This is a genomic window from Streptomyces sp. NPDC056169 (genome assembly GCF_042268445.1).
In the GTDB taxonomy this organism is placed as follows: domain Bacteria; phylum Actinomycetota; class Actinomycetes; order Streptomycetales; family Streptomycetaceae; genus Streptomyces.
In genome coordinates this window covers 56,983-71,686 of the sequence record NZ_JBHJUO010000027.1, presented here as the reverse complement: position 1 = coordinate 71,686, position 14,704 = coordinate 56,983, and the positions used below count along the sequence as shown (strand labels likewise).

General features: G+C 67.5%; 14 protein-coding genes and 1 tRNA gene. 12 read left to right on the top strand and 3 right to left on the bottom strand.

Annotation, left to right across the window (positions count from 1 at the left end):
• Positions 1-256 precede the first annotated feature (256 nt).
• From ACFC0G_RS35240 to ACFC0G_RS35200, 9 genes are all read left to right on the top strand, one after another.
• Positions 257-1,188 (top strand): IS5 family transposase gene (locus tag ACFC0G_RS35240; protein WP_376411690.1). Its coding sequence is split into 2 segments (ribosomal slippage): positions 257-479 and positions 479-1,188, totalling 933 coding nucleotides; the frame shifts between segments, so codons are not numbered across the junction.
• Between the two features lie 311 nt (positions 1,189-1,499).
• Positions 1,500-1,880 carry an FKBP-type peptidyl-prolyl cis-trans isomerase gene (locus ACFC0G_RS35235; RefSeq protein ID WP_376411687.1) on the top strand — a complete coding sequence of 127 codons (381 nt, stop codon included), beginning with the start codon at positions 1,500-1,502 and terminating at the stop codon, positions 1,878-1,880.
• Positions 1,881-2,440: 560 nt separating this feature from the next.
• Complete coding sequence (locus tag ACFC0G_RS35230; protein WP_376411684.1) at positions 2,441-3,670, top strand: hypothetical protein; 1,230 nt, start codon at positions 2,441-2,443, stop codon at positions 3,668-3,670.
• Complete coding sequence (locus ACFC0G_RS35225) at positions 3,654-4,424, top strand: hypothetical protein (RefSeq protein WP_376411681.1); 771 nt, start codon at positions 3,654-3,656, stop codon at positions 4,422-4,424. Before ACFC0G_RS35230 ends, ACFC0G_RS35225 begins: the two co-directional genes overlap by 17 nt.
• 450 nt (positions 4,425-4,874) lie before the next feature.
• Complete coding sequence (locus ACFC0G_RS35220) at positions 4,875-5,597, top strand: alpha/beta hydrolase (protein ID WP_376411678.1); 723 nt, start codon at positions 4,875-4,877, stop codon at positions 5,595-5,597.
• 443 nt (positions 5,598-6,040) lie between these two features.
• The gene (locus tag ACFC0G_RS35215; RefSeq protein ID WP_376411675.1) at positions 6,041-7,249 is read left to right on the top strand and encodes a trypsin-like serine peptidase; all 1,209 of its coding nucleotides are present in this window, start codon (positions 6,041-6,043) and stop codon (positions 7,247-7,249) included.
• A 2-nt stretch (positions 7,250-7,251) separates the two neighbouring features.
• On the top strand, positions 7,252-8,370 hold the full coding sequence (locus ACFC0G_RS35210; RefSeq protein WP_376411672.1) for an alpha/beta hydrolase: 1,119 nt from the start codon (positions 7,252-7,254) through the stop codon (positions 8,368-8,370).
• Between the two features lie 166 nt (positions 8,371-8,536).
• Positions 8,537-9,565 (top strand): 2-dehydropantoate 2-reductase, encoded by a 1,029-nt coding sequence (locus ACFC0G_RS35205; RefSeq protein ID WP_376411669.1) that lies wholly within the window; start codon positions 8,537-8,539, stop codon positions 9,563-9,565.
• A gap of 269 nt (positions 9,566-9,834) precedes the next feature.
• Entirely contained in the window at positions 9,835-10,440 is a 606-nt protein-coding gene (locus tag ACFC0G_RS35200; RefSeq protein ID WP_376411666.1) for a GPP34 family phosphoprotein, read from the top strand.
• 388 nt (positions 10,441-10,828) lie between these two features.
• Here ACFC0G_RS35200 and ACFC0G_RS35195 read toward each other — a convergent pair whose 3' ends face one another.
• Entirely contained in the window at positions 10,829-11,290 is a 462-nt protein-coding gene (locus tag ACFC0G_RS35195) for a pyridoxamine 5'-phosphate oxidase family protein (protein WP_376411663.1), read from the bottom strand.
• A 199-nt stretch (positions 11,291-11,489) separates the two neighbouring features.
• Positions 11,490-12,317, bottom strand: coding sequence for an oxidoreductase (locus ACFC0G_RS35190; protein WP_376411660.1), 828 nt, complete (start codon positions 12,315-12,317; stop codon positions 11,490-11,492).
• Positions 12,318-12,418: 101 nt separating this feature from the next.
• On the opposite strand from ACFC0G_RS35190, the gene ACFC0G_RS35185 reads away from it, so the two are divergent.
• From ACFC0G_RS35185 to ACFC0G_RS35175, 3 genes are all read left to right on the top strand, one after another.
• Positions 12,419-12,874 (top strand): MerR family transcriptional regulator, encoded by a 456-nt coding sequence (locus ACFC0G_RS35185; protein ID WP_376411657.1) that lies wholly within the window; start codon positions 12,419-12,421, stop codon positions 12,872-12,874.
• 181 nt (positions 12,875-13,055) lie between these two features.
• Positions 13,056-13,129 (top strand) — tRNA-Met (locus ACFC0G_RS35180).
• Positions 13,130-13,466: 337 nt separating this feature from the next.
• Positions 13,467-13,874, top strand: coding sequence for an SSI family serine proteinase inhibitor (locus ACFC0G_RS35175; protein WP_376411653.1), 408 nt, complete (start codon positions 13,467-13,469; stop codon positions 13,872-13,874).
• Positions 13,875-14,296: 422 nt separating this feature from the next.
• Here ACFC0G_RS35175 and ACFC0G_RS35170 read toward each other — a convergent pair whose 3' ends face one another.
• A complete protein-coding gene (locus ACFC0G_RS35170) occupies positions 14,297-14,566 on the bottom strand; it encodes a hypothetical protein (RefSeq protein ID WP_376411650.1) in 270 nt (89 codons plus the stop codon).
• Between the last annotated feature and the right edge of the window lie 138 nt (positions 14,567-14,704).

Below are 14,704 nucleotides of genomic sequence, written 5' to 3'. Positions count from 1 at the left end.
CGACCCTTCCCACGTCCGGGGCCAGGGTCTGGCTCACTTGCCTGCCCGGCGCTGCGGTCACCCTACGCAACCGGGCATCCCAGACCGGCGAACGCCACTGACGCATCCGGGTGCGGGCAGGTCGCGCACGGCGTGGTCGCCGCGGTCGCAGATTGTTTATCAAGAACTCCTTTTCTGCGCAGCCCCTGTCGTTTTGGGGTGCCACTGGCCCTGCCCCGAACCATGCCTCTCCGATCATCTGACTCGTTGGCTCGATATGACTGGCCGCGGGGATCTGACCGACAGTGAGTGGGAGCGGCTGGCGCCGCTCCTGCCGGTGAGCAACGGGCGCTGTGGCAGATGGCGGGACCACCGGCAGGTGATCAACGGGGTCCTGCATCGGGTGCGGACCGGCGTGCAGTGGCGTGATCTGCCTGAGCGGTTCGGTCCGTGGAAGACCGTGCACAAGAGGCATGTGCAGTGGTCGGCCGACGGACCCGGGAGCGGCTTCTCCAGCAGGTTCAGGCCGTCGCGGACGCCGAGGGCGCCATCGACTGGGACATCTCGGTCGATTCCACGGTGATGCGCCCCCACCAGCACGCCGCCGGGGCTCGCACAGCGCCTCCGGCCGTGTCCTTAAAGGGGGGCAGCGGTGGTGGAACACCAGATCGATCCGGCGTGGAAGGGCCTGGCTGGCCACCTGGCGGAGGTGGTGCGGCAGGTGAGGGCCTGGGCCGCTCGCGGGGCGGGTTCACCACCAAAGTCCACCTGAGTGCCGATGGCCGGTGTCGGCCGCTGTCCCTACTGGTCACGTCCGGGCAGCGGGCGGACTGCACGCAGTTCGAGCCGGTCATGGAGAAGATCCGCGTTCCGAGGACCGGCTCCGGGCGGCCCCGCAGGCGGCCGGACAGCGTCAGTGCCGATAAGGCGTACAGCAACCGCCGGACCCGGGCCTACCTGCGCAAGCGGGGTATCCGGCACGTGATCCCGGAGAAGGCCGACCAGGCGACGAACCGCGTCAAGCGCGGCTCGCACGGCGGTCGGCCTCCCGGCTTCGACAAGGAGCGGTACAAGAAGCGCAACGTCGTGGAGCGAGCGATCAACAAGCTCAAGGGCTTTCGAGGTGTGGCAACGCGATACGACAAGCGCGGCCATGTCTTCCTCGGCACCGTGACGTTCGCAGCCATCACCATCTGGCTCCGCTCGTGATCGAAGAGACAGACCTAGACCCGCCGAGCCGCGCCACGCCACGTATAGGGAGTGCCGGCCCGGCGGCCACCTGACCCACGGCTCGTTCCGGCATCTCCACGCCGGTGTGGTCGGACCACCCGTCACCGAGTACGGGCGCGGCATACCGAGGACGCAGCACGCCCAGCCACGCTGCGCATCGCGCTCCGTTGGGGGTTCGGTGCACTCCATGAGATCGGCGTTCGCGGCAGCACGATGATCTACTGCATAGAGTGACCATGCGCCTGGCTGGTCCGTACGAGGGCTTCCGGCGGAGAGCGAATGAGGCTGCAATGAGTGAACTGACCAAGCCCGAGATCGACCTTCCGGAGGGTGACGCTCCTACCGAGCTGACCATCCGCGACCTCGTCGTCGGGGACGGGCTTGAGGCGAAGCCGGGCAGGGTTGTCCAGGTTCACTACGTCGGGGTCACCTTCGAGTCCGGAAAGGAATTCGACGCCTCCTGGGACCGGGGCCAGACGTTCAAGTTCGCCGTGGGCGGCGGCAAGGTCATCAAGGGCTGGGACCGCGGAGTCAGAGGCATGAAGGTCGGCGGCCGACGAGAGATCATCGTTCCCCCGCGCCTCGGCTACGGCAAGCAGTCCCCCTCGCCGTTGATCCCGGCGGGCTCGACGCTCGTCTTCGTGGTGGACCTGATCTCCGTCGCAGTCTGAGACCTTCTGTTACCCGGCCTCTCCCTCCGGAACCAAGGCCGGGCAACACCTGCCGTCCGATCGCACGGCCGTAGACGCTCGGGGTGAGGACGGCCAACCTGTCAGGCTGGCCAGTTGAGGCGGCCGTCCACGATGGCCGGTAGAGACGTAGGCATCTCGTCGGTGACCCAGGCGAACTCCAGGGCTGAGAGCGTGGCCCGCTGACAGGACATGTTGAAACACTGCGCGCTCGCTGGTGCTCAACGGGCGCGGGTCGACGGAAGGTGGAGCCATGCTCCCGTTGTGAGGTAGCGGGGGCTATCAGCCCGACGCGTAGACCGACCGTCGCCGGGGCCGCTCCGCAGGCCGTCCACCCTGCCCCTCGCGACATCGCCGAGCAGCCCTGCAACCGCCCTTACAGCAGAGCCCGTTGCCCGCTGTCGAGCCCCGTGAGAGCATCAAGATTCAACGGTCCGTCTCCTTTCGCTTCCCTTCGCAACACGGACGAAAGAGTGCGGGCCATCGCCATGTCCACGGCTGTGAGCAAGCCGCCAAGATCTGCTAATGACAGGTACCGCTTGATGTACGCAACAGATCTCGCAGAAGCCCGCATCGACGATGCGAGCAACATCTTGGTTGCGCCGTCGATGTTGCACGACCATGACGTGATCAAGGACTTCTTCGGGTCCATCATCACGCCAGAGGACCTTGCTTCCGGTTCGCCCGACCTCGCGCAGAAGACCGTGTACCTGTGCGGCGATGTATCCGGGATCAACGGCCGCCACGTGGAAGCGGCTGCACGGGTGTTCGTTGTTCGGGAGCTATCGCACGGCTACCACGAGGACGTCGACCGGCCTTGGCCCCTCGTCGACCTCGGCCGAGTTCCCGTCCGCGTCCACGGCGTCGGCGTGCACTACCGCCGCTTCTTCGGACTCGGCGCCGATCACTTCGGACGGATCCGCGCGGAGCACGCGTTCCAGTCCCTGACGGAGTCCACCAAGCCTGGAACAGCCCATCGCAGCGGGATCTACCTGACGCCCGTCACACGACACGGTGACGAAGTGCATTTCCGCCTTCTCCGGTGCTCCACGAATCTCTCGGGGCCGACTGAGAACTTTCGCCCGACCGACACGAGCATCGTCGAGGCTCTGAACCACGAGGCTACCGCCGTCTTCCGGAACCACGCACCGCTCAATCACGTTCTCGCTCAGATTTACCACAACACCCCTGCCACAGCCGAGCGCAAGCAGTCCAAGGCCAAGATTTCGTCCCATGCCGACAAGACCAAGGACATGCCCGGCAATGGCGTCATGGCTTTCTGCACCTTCTATGACCGGCTCGACGAGCTGCGGCCCCTTGCCGAAGACCCCTTCGACTACGGCGTGAAGGGGGTCAGCGGGCTCACCACACTCCACTTCCGCCTCAAGAAGAAGACCGAAGAACACGACGGGGTCGTGCTCCCGCCGCAGTTCACCGTGACCCTCTATCCCGGATCGGTGTTCTTCATGCCACTTTCCACCAACCGTCTGTATACGCACGAAATCCGGCCCTCAACATTAGGCGCCGAGTTGCTCCCGACCCGCCTGGGATACGTGGTGCGCTGTGCGAGTGCCGAAGCCGTTCACAAGAACGGTCACACATTCCTCAATGTGGCCGGAGAATTGGTGAAGCTTGGGCCACCCACGCCGGCCGGTTTGGACGAGCTGCGCAGGCTGTACGCCGAGGAGAACAGAACCTCGTCCTTCATTGATTACGGCGACAAATTTCTCTTCAGTATGAACACGGGAGACTACCTTGCCCCCCGAGCCTAGGATCTCGGATCAGATCCTCTCGTCCGTTTTGCCAACCGAGGGGAATCTCTTTGCGGAACTTTCCGCGTCGGCTCGCTTCGAAGACGTAGGGAAAGGCCGGCGAGGCGCGGTGCTCGCCAGGATCGACGAGGCGGGTGGTGTGCCTCTCGTACGTACTACCACTCGATATGACAGCCCGGCGCAGCGCTTCCAGGCGGTTCACGAATGGCTGGCGCAACAGATTCAAGAACGTGCGGCGCTTACGGTCGGATTCAACAACGCTCTCGTCGAGAGCTACACGAACGCTTACAGAACTATGGGCAGCCATTCCGACCAAGCTCTCGATTTGGCCGACGAGTCGCTTATCGCCGTCTTCTCCTGCTACCAATACCCCGAAGCGAGCCCACCGAGGAAGCTGGCCTTTGAATCAAAGGGGTCTGGTGGCGAGAGGTTCGAAGTCCCCCTCAACCACAACAGTGTCGTCGCGTTTCCGGTCGACTCGAATCGGCGACTCAGGCATAAAATCATCTTGGACGCGCCGGCTCCCACGGCGGACAACCAATGGCTGGGCGTGACCTTTCGAACCTCCAAGACAATCGTTCATTTTCGCGACGGACATGCCTACCTCCCGCAGGGTGCGCGCCTCACGTTGGCCGACGATGAGCAGAGGCGCGAGTTCTACCAATTGCGTCGCCGCGAGAACGATGAACAGGACTTCACTTACCCCCTGCTGACGTACACCATCAGCGAGAGCGATCTGATGCCACTCCTCTGACCTTGAGGGCTTCGAACCACCTTCCGAGCGCCGCCCGTGTCAGACCTCATTCGCCCGTACCGGACCGCCATCGGCCCCGATGACCCGGCGGGGCGGCCGCTGTCACCCGCGGAGCCGCACGCGGGGATCGACGCACCGGTCGATGCTCGTGAGAAGCGACGGCGCCCCCAGTGCGCGCAGCCGTCGCAGGGCCTCACCTCGGGAAGCCTCGGTGAGGGCCCGAGTAGCCCTGCGTAGTGCTTCCCACGACGGCCCGGCGCAGCGCCTCTGTAAAACCTGCTTGGCGGATCACGGCGACCGCTGTTACGTTTCCGGAGGCCGTGCAAGAGAACGAGGAGGTGGTACCCGTGAACGCAGTATCGACATGGGTGCTCCCCTCCGGGGTCACGGTCGGACGGTAGGCAGGTCGTCCGGGAGCGCCGTTTGAGAGCACTCCCGAAAGGCATGACCATGCATTTCACTTCCGAACAGCGCCTCGACGACGGTGTCCTCGAGCGTGAGTTCACCCTCGGTGACATCCCCGGCACGCTGTGGACGCCTGAATCCGCGGCACCCGTTCCGCTGATTCTGATGGCCCACAACAACGGCCTGCCCAAGGCGGCAGCCCGGCTGGTGGCCCGGGCCCGTCACTCCGCGGCGTGCGGGTACGCGGTGGCCACCATCGACACCGCCGGGTGCGGTGACCGGCCCCGTTCCGCCGCCGACGAGCAAGTTCGCGCCGACCTCCGCCGGGCGATGCAGGCAGGCGAGCCTGTCGACGAGATCTTCGAGTCCCTCGTCGGCCCGCTGGTCGAGAAGGCCGTCCCGGAATGGCGGACCACTCTGGACGCCCTCCTTGCACTGCCCGAGATCGGCGGCCCGGTCGGGTACTCGGGGTGGACCGCCGTCGGCATCCGTCTCGCGGCGGTCGAGCCGCGCATCGCGGCCGCCGGCTTCTTCGCCGGGGGTTACGTGCCCCGCGCCCAGCGCGAGGAGGCCCGGCAGGTCACCATTCCGCTGCTGTTCCTGCTGCAGTGGGACGACGACGGGAACCCCCGGCAGCGGGCCCTGGACCTGTTCGACGCCTTCGGCACCAAGGAGAAGACGCTCCACGCCAATCTGGGCGGACACACCGGCACGCCGTGGTTCGAGGTGGAGGACGGGAACCGGTTCTTCGGCCGGCACTTGAAGTGAGGCCGGGCCGCCCGGCCGGCAACAGGCGGTAGGTAGGAGCAGTACCGGTCGGGATGCTGCTCTTCGAGGACAGGGCCCGGCTCTCCTCAGCTTCTCCACCGCGGGCCCCTGCCGAGTCGGCAGGGGCCCGCGCTCCGCGAAGACAGCGGTTCAGTTCGCAGCCAAAGTGCCGCCCTGTTCCGTCTCGTAGAAGGAGAGTCCGCAGCGGATGTCTCATACGTCCCACCCTTTGCACCCTGCGGACAACTCCCCCGACCGTTGGTCGCCGTCCGCACGATGCTGCTCGGTGGTCTGCCGGGACGGCGTCGGCGAGGACCCCGCGGTTGCCGAAGCCGATCCATCGGGCGAACCGGTTGAACGACTCTGGGATCTGAGAACTGGGATCAAGAGTCATACCGGCGGGTAGCTTCGTTCGGACACTCTTTCTACCCGAGGAGTACGGCATGAAGACACGTCAGTTAGGCCACCTCCGGATGTCCGTGCTGGCCGTTGCGTTGGCCGCGGTCACCGCGACCACCGTGGGCACCGCCCCGGCTGCGCATGCCGCCGGACCCGTCGAGCTTCGCCTCGTACCGCTCGGTTCCGGCTACGAGGCCGGGCTCCAGCAGCAGGTCGGGTACTGGAATCTGAACCGGCTGTCCGCCGCATCGCTCAACGGCGACGGGTCCGAGGCCGTCGCTCCGGCAGCCGGATGGGACGACACCGCCCGGCCCTGGGCCGGCGGCGGGAAGATCACCAAGACGGTCGGCAAGCTGGTGATGCGCAACGCCGACGGAGCGAGCACGACCGACGCCCTCTCGGCCTGCACCGCCACGGTGGTCCAGAGCCGGAACAAGAGTGTCGTGGTCACCGCGGCGCACTGTCTGCGCATCAACTGGGGCCTGAACGCTCCGCTGGACCTGAACCAGGTCGCCACGAACGTACTGTTCATCCCCGACTTCCGGGGCGAGAACCTGCCGCGCGTCGCTCCGGGCACCGACCTGGAGCAGGGCCCCGCGATCGGCCCCGACGTCGCACCGTACGGAGTGTGGGCGGTGACGCGGGCCTGGTGGACCGAAGGCTGGGCGGCCCAGGCCAACCACCTCAACAACAACGACATGGTCGCGATGGTCGTCGACAACCCGGCCGACGAACGTCCGATCGAGGACGTCGTGGGCGGCGGTCAGTCGATCGGCTTCAACCCGGCCCGCCAGACGCCGCGCACCAACTTCGGCTACCCGACCGTGAACTTCAAGAGCTACAGCGGCCCCAACTTCTCCAGCACCGGCGCGGCCGTGATCAACGGCTCCCCCAACGTCAACGACGTCCCCGCCGCACAGCAGCGCATCTACGACGGACGCTCCCTGCTGTTCAGCCAGGGCCCGTCCTGGATCAACCGTGAGTGGTGGTGGGACACCAACAGCGACCTGATGAAGACCCAGCTCAGCCCCGGGTCCAGCGGCGGCCCCTGGTTCAAGGACTTCAACCAGACCACAGGGGAGGGCGTCCTGGTCGGCGTCACCTCTCACCTCGCCCAGTCCAGCACCGGCGGACTCGACGCGATCGCCGAAGCCGAGGGCCGTGCACCCAGTCCCTACATGGCCGGGACGAACTTCGGCGACCAGGAGAAGGCCGCCTTCGAAACGGCCCAGTCCATCACCCCCGGAGCCTGACCATGACGCCTTCTGTGAAGCGCGTCGTGAGCGCGCTGGTCGCGGCCGTCCTTCTGTCGATTACCGCCCCCGCCGCACACGCCACCCCAGCCGCAGACGCTGCGCACGCCTTATCGCGGCCGGCGCTGACCGACGGGTTCGGACTGACTCAGGTCACGAGCGCCGCCGGCTCGGCTCCGACCAACACCGACACCAACTTCGTGATCACGGTGAAGTCCGCCGAGGTCCGAGGCGAGCAGAACATCCGGATCATCCTGCCCGAGGACTACGCGACCCACCCCGGCAAGCGGTACCCGGTCCTCTACTTCCTGCACGGTTCGCCGGACGACCCTTCCATGCCCTTCTATGGCAACGCGGCGCTCACCGGGGCGTCCGGCATGATCACCGTCGTGCCGGACGGCGGCAACCGCGGCTGGTACGCCAACTGGCTCAATCAGAACACCGCCGCCGGAGCCGCGAACTGGGAGAACTTCCACATCAACCAGGTGATTCCGTTCATCGACGCGAACCTGCGCACCATCGCCACCAAGCAGGCCCGCGCCATCGCCGGCATCTCGATGGGCGGCTTCGGCGCGTTCCACTACGCCCAGCGGCACCCCGAGCTCTTCAGCCAGGTCGGCTCCCTGTCCGGCGACCTGGAGCTGGGCGCCAACCAGATGGCCATGCGCCTGGTGGTGGTCGCCTCCCTGACCAACGCGACCGGTGCGCTGTGCGCCTCCACCTCCGGGACGGTCGGCTGCGACGGTGACGCCTACGCCCCCGGCGTGGACAGCGACGCCCTCTTCGGCACCCCCTACCCGGTGTTCAACGCCGACTGGCGCTGGAACGAAGCCGATCCGGTCGCCAACGCCGCCAAGCTCAGGGGTATGGGCATCCACATCTACATCGGCAACGGTGATGGCGGGAACCACGATGTACGGGAGTGGTGGCTGGAAAGCGGCTCCGTCCATATGAAGGCCGCGCTCGACTCCCTGAACATCCCCGTCCACTACGAGAACTACGGCAACGGCGCCGACTGGGGCGAGTACTGCAAGGGCGGCGGCCATGAAGCCGGCTGCTGGTACCAGGATCTCCTCGACCTCATGCCGCGCCTCCAGTCCTCCCTGACCCCGGCCGCCTGAGCCTGGCCACCTGACGCCGGCCACCTGATGCCGGATTCCGGAACGGCAGGTGACACCTGCTACTTCTGCGGCGCGTTGCCACCGAGGGACGCGCCGCGCCTCTTGATCCCCCGGACGACTCCCCCCTACGCTCGGGTAACCACTACGGACCAGGAGCGATGCCGACGTGCCTCACCCCACTGGCGACCAGCGGCTGCGGATCGCGGTGTTCGGCGCGGGCAGCATCGGCTGCTACCTCGGCGGCCACCTCGCCCAGCACGCGGACGTCACCCTGATCGGGCGGCCCTCGGTACTGGACGGGCTGCGCGACGGGGTGAAGCTCAGCGGCGGAGGCCGTCCCGCGGTTCACGTCCCCCGGGATCGGCTGACGCTCACGACGGAGCCGGACGCGGTCGCCGACGCCGACTGCGTACTCGTCACCGTCAAATCCGCCGCCACGGTGTCGGCCGGACGGGAACTGGCCGGACGCCTCCGCCCAGGCGCTGTCGTCGTCAGCTTTCAGAACGGATTGCACAACGCCCGCCTGCTGCGGAACGAACTCCCCGGCATCACCGTGCTCGCGGGGATGGTGCCGTACAACGTCGCGCGCACCGCACCTGACACCTTCCACCAGGGCACGGGCGGGGCGCTGATGCTCGACGGCGGCAGAGCCTCGGCACCGCTCGTGGCGGCGCTGACGGCCGCTGGGCTGCCGGTCGAGCCGCGCGACGACATGGTGCAGGTGCAGCACGCCAAGCTGCTGATGAACCTCAACAACGCGGTGAACGCGTTGTCCGGCCTGCCGCTGCGGGAAGAACTGGGCGCGCGCCCGTACCGGACGTGCCTCGCGCTGTGCCAGGAGGAGGCACTGGCGGCGTTCGCCGCGGCAGGAGTCCGACCGGCCCGGCTCGGTCCCGCCCCGGCCCGGCTCATGCCACGGATTCTGCGCCTGCCCGACGCCCTGTTCCGCCGCATCGCCGCGGCCGGCCTCCAGGTGGACGCGCACGCGCGGTCCTCGATGTGGGACGACCTGGAGCACGGGCGGGCGACGGAGATCGGCAGCCTCCAGGGCGAGGTCGTCGCCATGGCGGAACGCCACGGCCTGACCGCACCGGCGAACGCCCGGCTCATGGCTCTGGTTCACGAGGCCGAACATGCGAGCGACCGCCGTTCCTGGACGGGCCCCGAGCTGCTGCGCGCGGTGCGTCAGCCGTGAGTCGGCCGGATCGCGGATGCACCTGAGGCAGCAGACCCGGTCCGCGTCCTCGTAGTCCGTCACCGGACGCAGTGCGCCACGCTTCCCTCGCATTCCCAGGCTTCCGCCCCGCTTCGGGCGCACTCCAGGTTCGGCAGGGCTTCGGCCGCCCGGCGGGGGCGATACTGCTCTGGTAGTCGCCCCGTCGCCGAACCAGCTCCGGATGCGCGCCGCGGCGGACCGGGCCGCTGGGGATGCACCTCTGTCACTGTCTCCGAGGGGAGCCGTTCATGACCACGGCGAAAGACCTGTTCATCATCGCCATCGGCCGCCCGAGGCCGGATCATGTCGTGGGACAGGGTGACCTGTCGCTCGCACTCGCGGGAGCCGAGTTGATCGATCTCATCAGCGCGGGTGCCATCACCCTGGACGGCGATCACATCGTGCCGGGCGGGCCGCCGACGCTCGACGATCCGCTCCTCGGCGAGGCCGCGGCACAACTCACTCGGCAGGCGCCCTACGAGCGGATCGAGGACTGGCTTTGGCGCCGGGGCCGAGACCTTTCGACCGTGTACCAGACCACGCTGGAGGAGGCCGGTGACCTGACGCGGAAGCGAAGCAGCCGTCTGTCCTTCGGATCAGGAAGCATGGAAACGGTCGATACGCCCAGCAGCCGCCGAGCAGCCGACCGTTGGGACGAAGAGGAACCCGTCCTGGCCGCCCTCGCCTCGGTCGTGGGCATCGGCGACGGCCGGTCCGACGACGAGCCCGACCTCGCTGACGAGGCAGTGACGAACGTCGTGGCCACGGTCCACGACGCGGTGATGGAACTGGAGGCCGTACGTCAGAGGCGGACCATCGAGAACGCGGCCTTCGCCAACCTCTGGCGTGGATAAGTCGAGCTCGTGCAGCCTCCGCGGTCGAGGCCGATCACAGGGATGACCGATCGCCCAGGCGTCAGGCGGCGCCCAGGCCGGTCCCTTCATCGGAACCGTAACGGGGACCCGGCGCGATCGGTCCGACCGGTCCGACCGGGTCCACGGCGACAAGGCGTACGTCTCCCGCGAGAAACTGATCTCTCGCGGCCGTCGACCGACCAGAGTCGATGCCGAGGGCCACCGGGCTCGACATGCTGTCGAGTGCGGCCCTGTTCGCCTCAAAGAGCACCGCGCGGTGGCTGCCCGCTCCAACAGACTCGCGCTCCGCCACGAGGCGACGGTCCTCTTGGCAGCCATCAACAAGTGGCAGTGACCAGCGCGTTCGAAGTATTCTCAGGGCCCGGTGCTACCCCATCCACTCGCCATCGCGCATGACCACCCTGCCACGGAGTTCCGGTTCTCCGCGCCAGGCGCGCACTGTCCGCGGCGCCACGCGCAGGTACAGGTAGGGGGTCTCTTCCTTACGCGGATCCCAGCCGAACTTGCCCGTGAACGCATCGGCGGCATCCTTCGGCACATCCTGCGCGGAGTAGCACACCGCCTCCCCCTGTAGCAGCACCACATCGACGGTATCCGGCAGTGCGAGCCGTACGCGCGGTTCCTCGCGAGCATTGCGCGCGGTCGCGGAGTCCGCGCCGGTACACATCCACACCGCTTGCCAGTCCCACAGAAACCAGAGCGGCACCTGATGCGGGCCGTGGTCGGGGTGGGCCGTCGACACCCACATGTCGCGCTCTGAACCGAGCCGTTCCAGGGTGTCCCGCCTGCGCTCCGCCGCGTTACGGCGAATGATCTTCCTATCTTGCATGGACGCTGACCTTAGCCAGCAGGTTCACGGTGCGCATGGGGCGCAGGTCCTAGACCCGGAGGCGGACCCCTATCCAGCGTCCCACCAGCAGCTACACCGCGAGAGCCACCATGACGGACAGAGCACTTCACCACACGAGCGCAACCAGCCGGTCGAGCGCCGTGGCTTCGAACCGACAGCCCCGTGAACGCGTGGCTCCTCAGATGCCCGTAGAGAGTGCCACGTGGCGCCATTCGTCCAGTTCACGCCGCACCCGGTCCAGCTTCGCCTCCACACGCTCGATCGCATCCGCGCCCAACTGCAGGCGCAGCGGCGGCTCGGCAACCTCAGCGATGTCGACTATGGCCTTCGCCGCCTTCGCCGGATCTCCTGGCTGACGGCCGTCGTTGTTGGCCAGTGCCTCTCGCACCGGCCCCGCGCCGGCGACGTAGTCCGCGATGGAGGCCGGTTCGACCTGCATGCTCGAGCTGCTGAGGAAGTCCGTGCGAAAGCCGCCCGGCTCCACGATCGTGACGTGTACGCCCAGCGGGGCCAGCTCGCCGTGCAGTGCCTCGGAGATGCCCTCCAGGGCGAACTTCGACGCCCCGTACAGGCCCGCCGCCGGCGCCGTGGCGAAGCCGCCCACGGAGCCGATGTTCAGGACATGTCCGGATCGCTGGGCGCGCAACGTCGGCAGGGTTGCCCGCAGTGTGTTGAGTACGCCGAACACATTGACGTCGAAGAGAGCGCGGGCGGCTCTGTCGGACGTTTCCTCGATCGCGCCCACGAGCCCATAGCCGGCGTTGTTGACCACGACGTCGATCCGTCCGAACTCCGCCAGGCCGGCCTCCACCGCGGCCGTCAACTGCCCGGGTTGGGTCACGTCCGCGTCCACCACCAGCAAGCCGTTCGTCTTCCCCTGGTACGCCTGGCGCACCGCCGCCCCGTCCCGCGCCGTCGCGATCACGCTGTGCCCGCGATCCAGCGCCTCGCGGGTGATCTCCGCGCCGAGCCCACGCGAGGCTCCGGTGACAAACCAAACGCTCATGTTCTCCCCTTGTTCCGGTCGCCTGACCGGCCGACTTGCTGACGGCTCGACACTAGAAGCTAGAGTCGGGTCTAGATCAAGAGCGGCGTTACGGGGCGGTCATGGACCTGAGCATCGGTGAAGTAGCGAAACGCAGCGGGCTCAGCGTTCACGCACTGCGGTTCTACGAGCGGGAGGGTCTGTTCGCCAACCCTGTTCGCCGCCTGTCCAACGGCCGTCGGATCTATCACGAGGAAGATCTGGAGTGGCTGGCGATCTGCACGAAGCTGCGCTCCTCCGGCATGTCACTGGCGACGATCCGGCAGTACATCGACCTGGCCCGCCAAGGCCCGGGCAACGAGCACGAGCGACTCGAGTTGCTGCGCCGGCACGAGAACCACGTGGAAGCCCAGATCCAGGAACTGCACGAGACCTTGGATGTGATGCGCCACAAGGTGCGGATCTACGAGGATCACCTCGCACGCGGCGAGGCCGACCAGCTCTGGAATCCCTCCCACGCGGAGACTGCCCGAACCGGAACGCACCCCAGGAGCGCCGGCCCCTCAGAGAAAGCATGATCTTCCGGTCATGACCCGTGCGGAGGGGGCGGCCGTCACGCCTACCGCTCCTTCACCCTCCGCGCCCAGTCCGCAGGCGCCTCCGCCTGGCGTACCGGAAGCACGAGCCTGGCCAGGAACGCCCCCGGGGGCGAGCTTGGTCTTGGGGGTGCCGTGAGTAGCGTACTGTTGGACCTACCGACGCGGGGTGGAGCAGCTCGGTAGCTCGCTGGGCTCATAACCCAGAGGTCGCAGGTTCAAATCCTGTCCCCGCTACTGAAGAGACATGAGGCCCGGATCCTGTGGATCCGGGCCTCATGCGTGCTCGTGCACCTCAGCTCCCCGTCAGGGTGGAGTCCACTGCGGTACACCCCGTTCGGCGTGGGCTCAGCGGATCACGGCCGCCCCGGACGCCTTGGCAGCCTTGGCAGCCTGGCGACACTGTGGGTGACCTTGGTGGAGAGAGCGGGGAAACACCTCGCTGCCCCTTCCTGACGGCCGGGTGGAGGTAGGCGTCGGCCGGGCCGCGCGGCAACGTCGATATCTGCGGCAGCGGCCGCGTAGCTCCATTGGGCGAAGTAACCGAAATCTCTATGTACCCGTTGGCTCGATCATGAACAAAATCATCACGACCCTGCTTGGTGCCGGCCTCCTCGCCGCCGGGCTTGCTCCCGACGCGACGGCCACAGGACCCGTCGAGCCGGCCCGGGACGCGCACGTTCAGCTCACCGTCGCTCGTCTGCAGGGTGAGACTGAGGTCATCGGGTTCGCCTGGCTCGACTGTCCCGGCGCCGAGGGCCACAACCACCCGCTCGCACGCGAGGCCTGCCGGGACCTTCACACGGCAGGCGGAGACTTCGACCGCTTGCCGGGCCAGAGCACCGCACTCTGCTCGAACGACTCCGCCACGGTCACCGTAACCGCGCGCGGAACGTACGGGGGTCGCGAAGTCCACTGGGAGCGTACGTATGCGAACGACTGCGAACTCGCCCTCGCGACCGGGCCCGTCTTCGACTTCTGACCCTGCCTGTCTGCCTGCTACCTGAGCAGCCCGCCAACGCAGGTGCAAGCCGGCTTTGACAGCGAGGCCCGCGCGGGAGATGGCGATTCCGCGCGTGCTGGACCTGGCCGTGCCGGCAAGAGGTAGCGGCGATGCATGCACGGACCCCTGGACGACCGCCTCCGCGTCGCCGCCTCCCGAAGGTGGGTGAGCGCCGCGAGGGGGTCGTGCTCCTCCACCGCTGCATCTGTCCCCAGCACGATGTCGTCTCGGCCGAACCAGGGACTCCCGCGGGCTCGTAGACCCCCCTCAGCAGACCTACACCGGGCTCGCCATCTCGCACCGGGGCCGGCGGGGCGACAAATTGGGTGTCGTTGCTGCCCAAGGGCGCCGACCCTGTACTCCTCCGTGCACCGGGGGAACTTGGTCGTTCCCCCGCGATCTCAGCTCTCGCCTGCCTCGTCGCCTCCTCGCCGCCCCCACTCATCGAGCCCCGAGTAGATCAACGCAGTGCGGCCTCCGGAGAAGCCGAACGCCTCTGCCTCCCCGGAGTACACCGCCACCAGAGAGTCAGGGCCTCTCCACCAGGTGTCTGCAACGCCCATCACCTCGCGCACCGGCTCGTATCCGTTCAGCTCGATGCCGTCGACGTCATCGCCGACGAGCTTGGTGACTTGCTTCGCCCACATCGATGCGTGGATTCGAACCACCAACCTGCGGAGTCTGATTCGGGTGAGTCCGGATCGAGGTACTTGGGGCCTCCGTCGTACTGGGACGCGGGCGGCAGGAGCAGACCGCCCGATTTCTGCTGCTGGTAGGGCGCCATCGGTCGATCACTGCCGCAGGAGCCC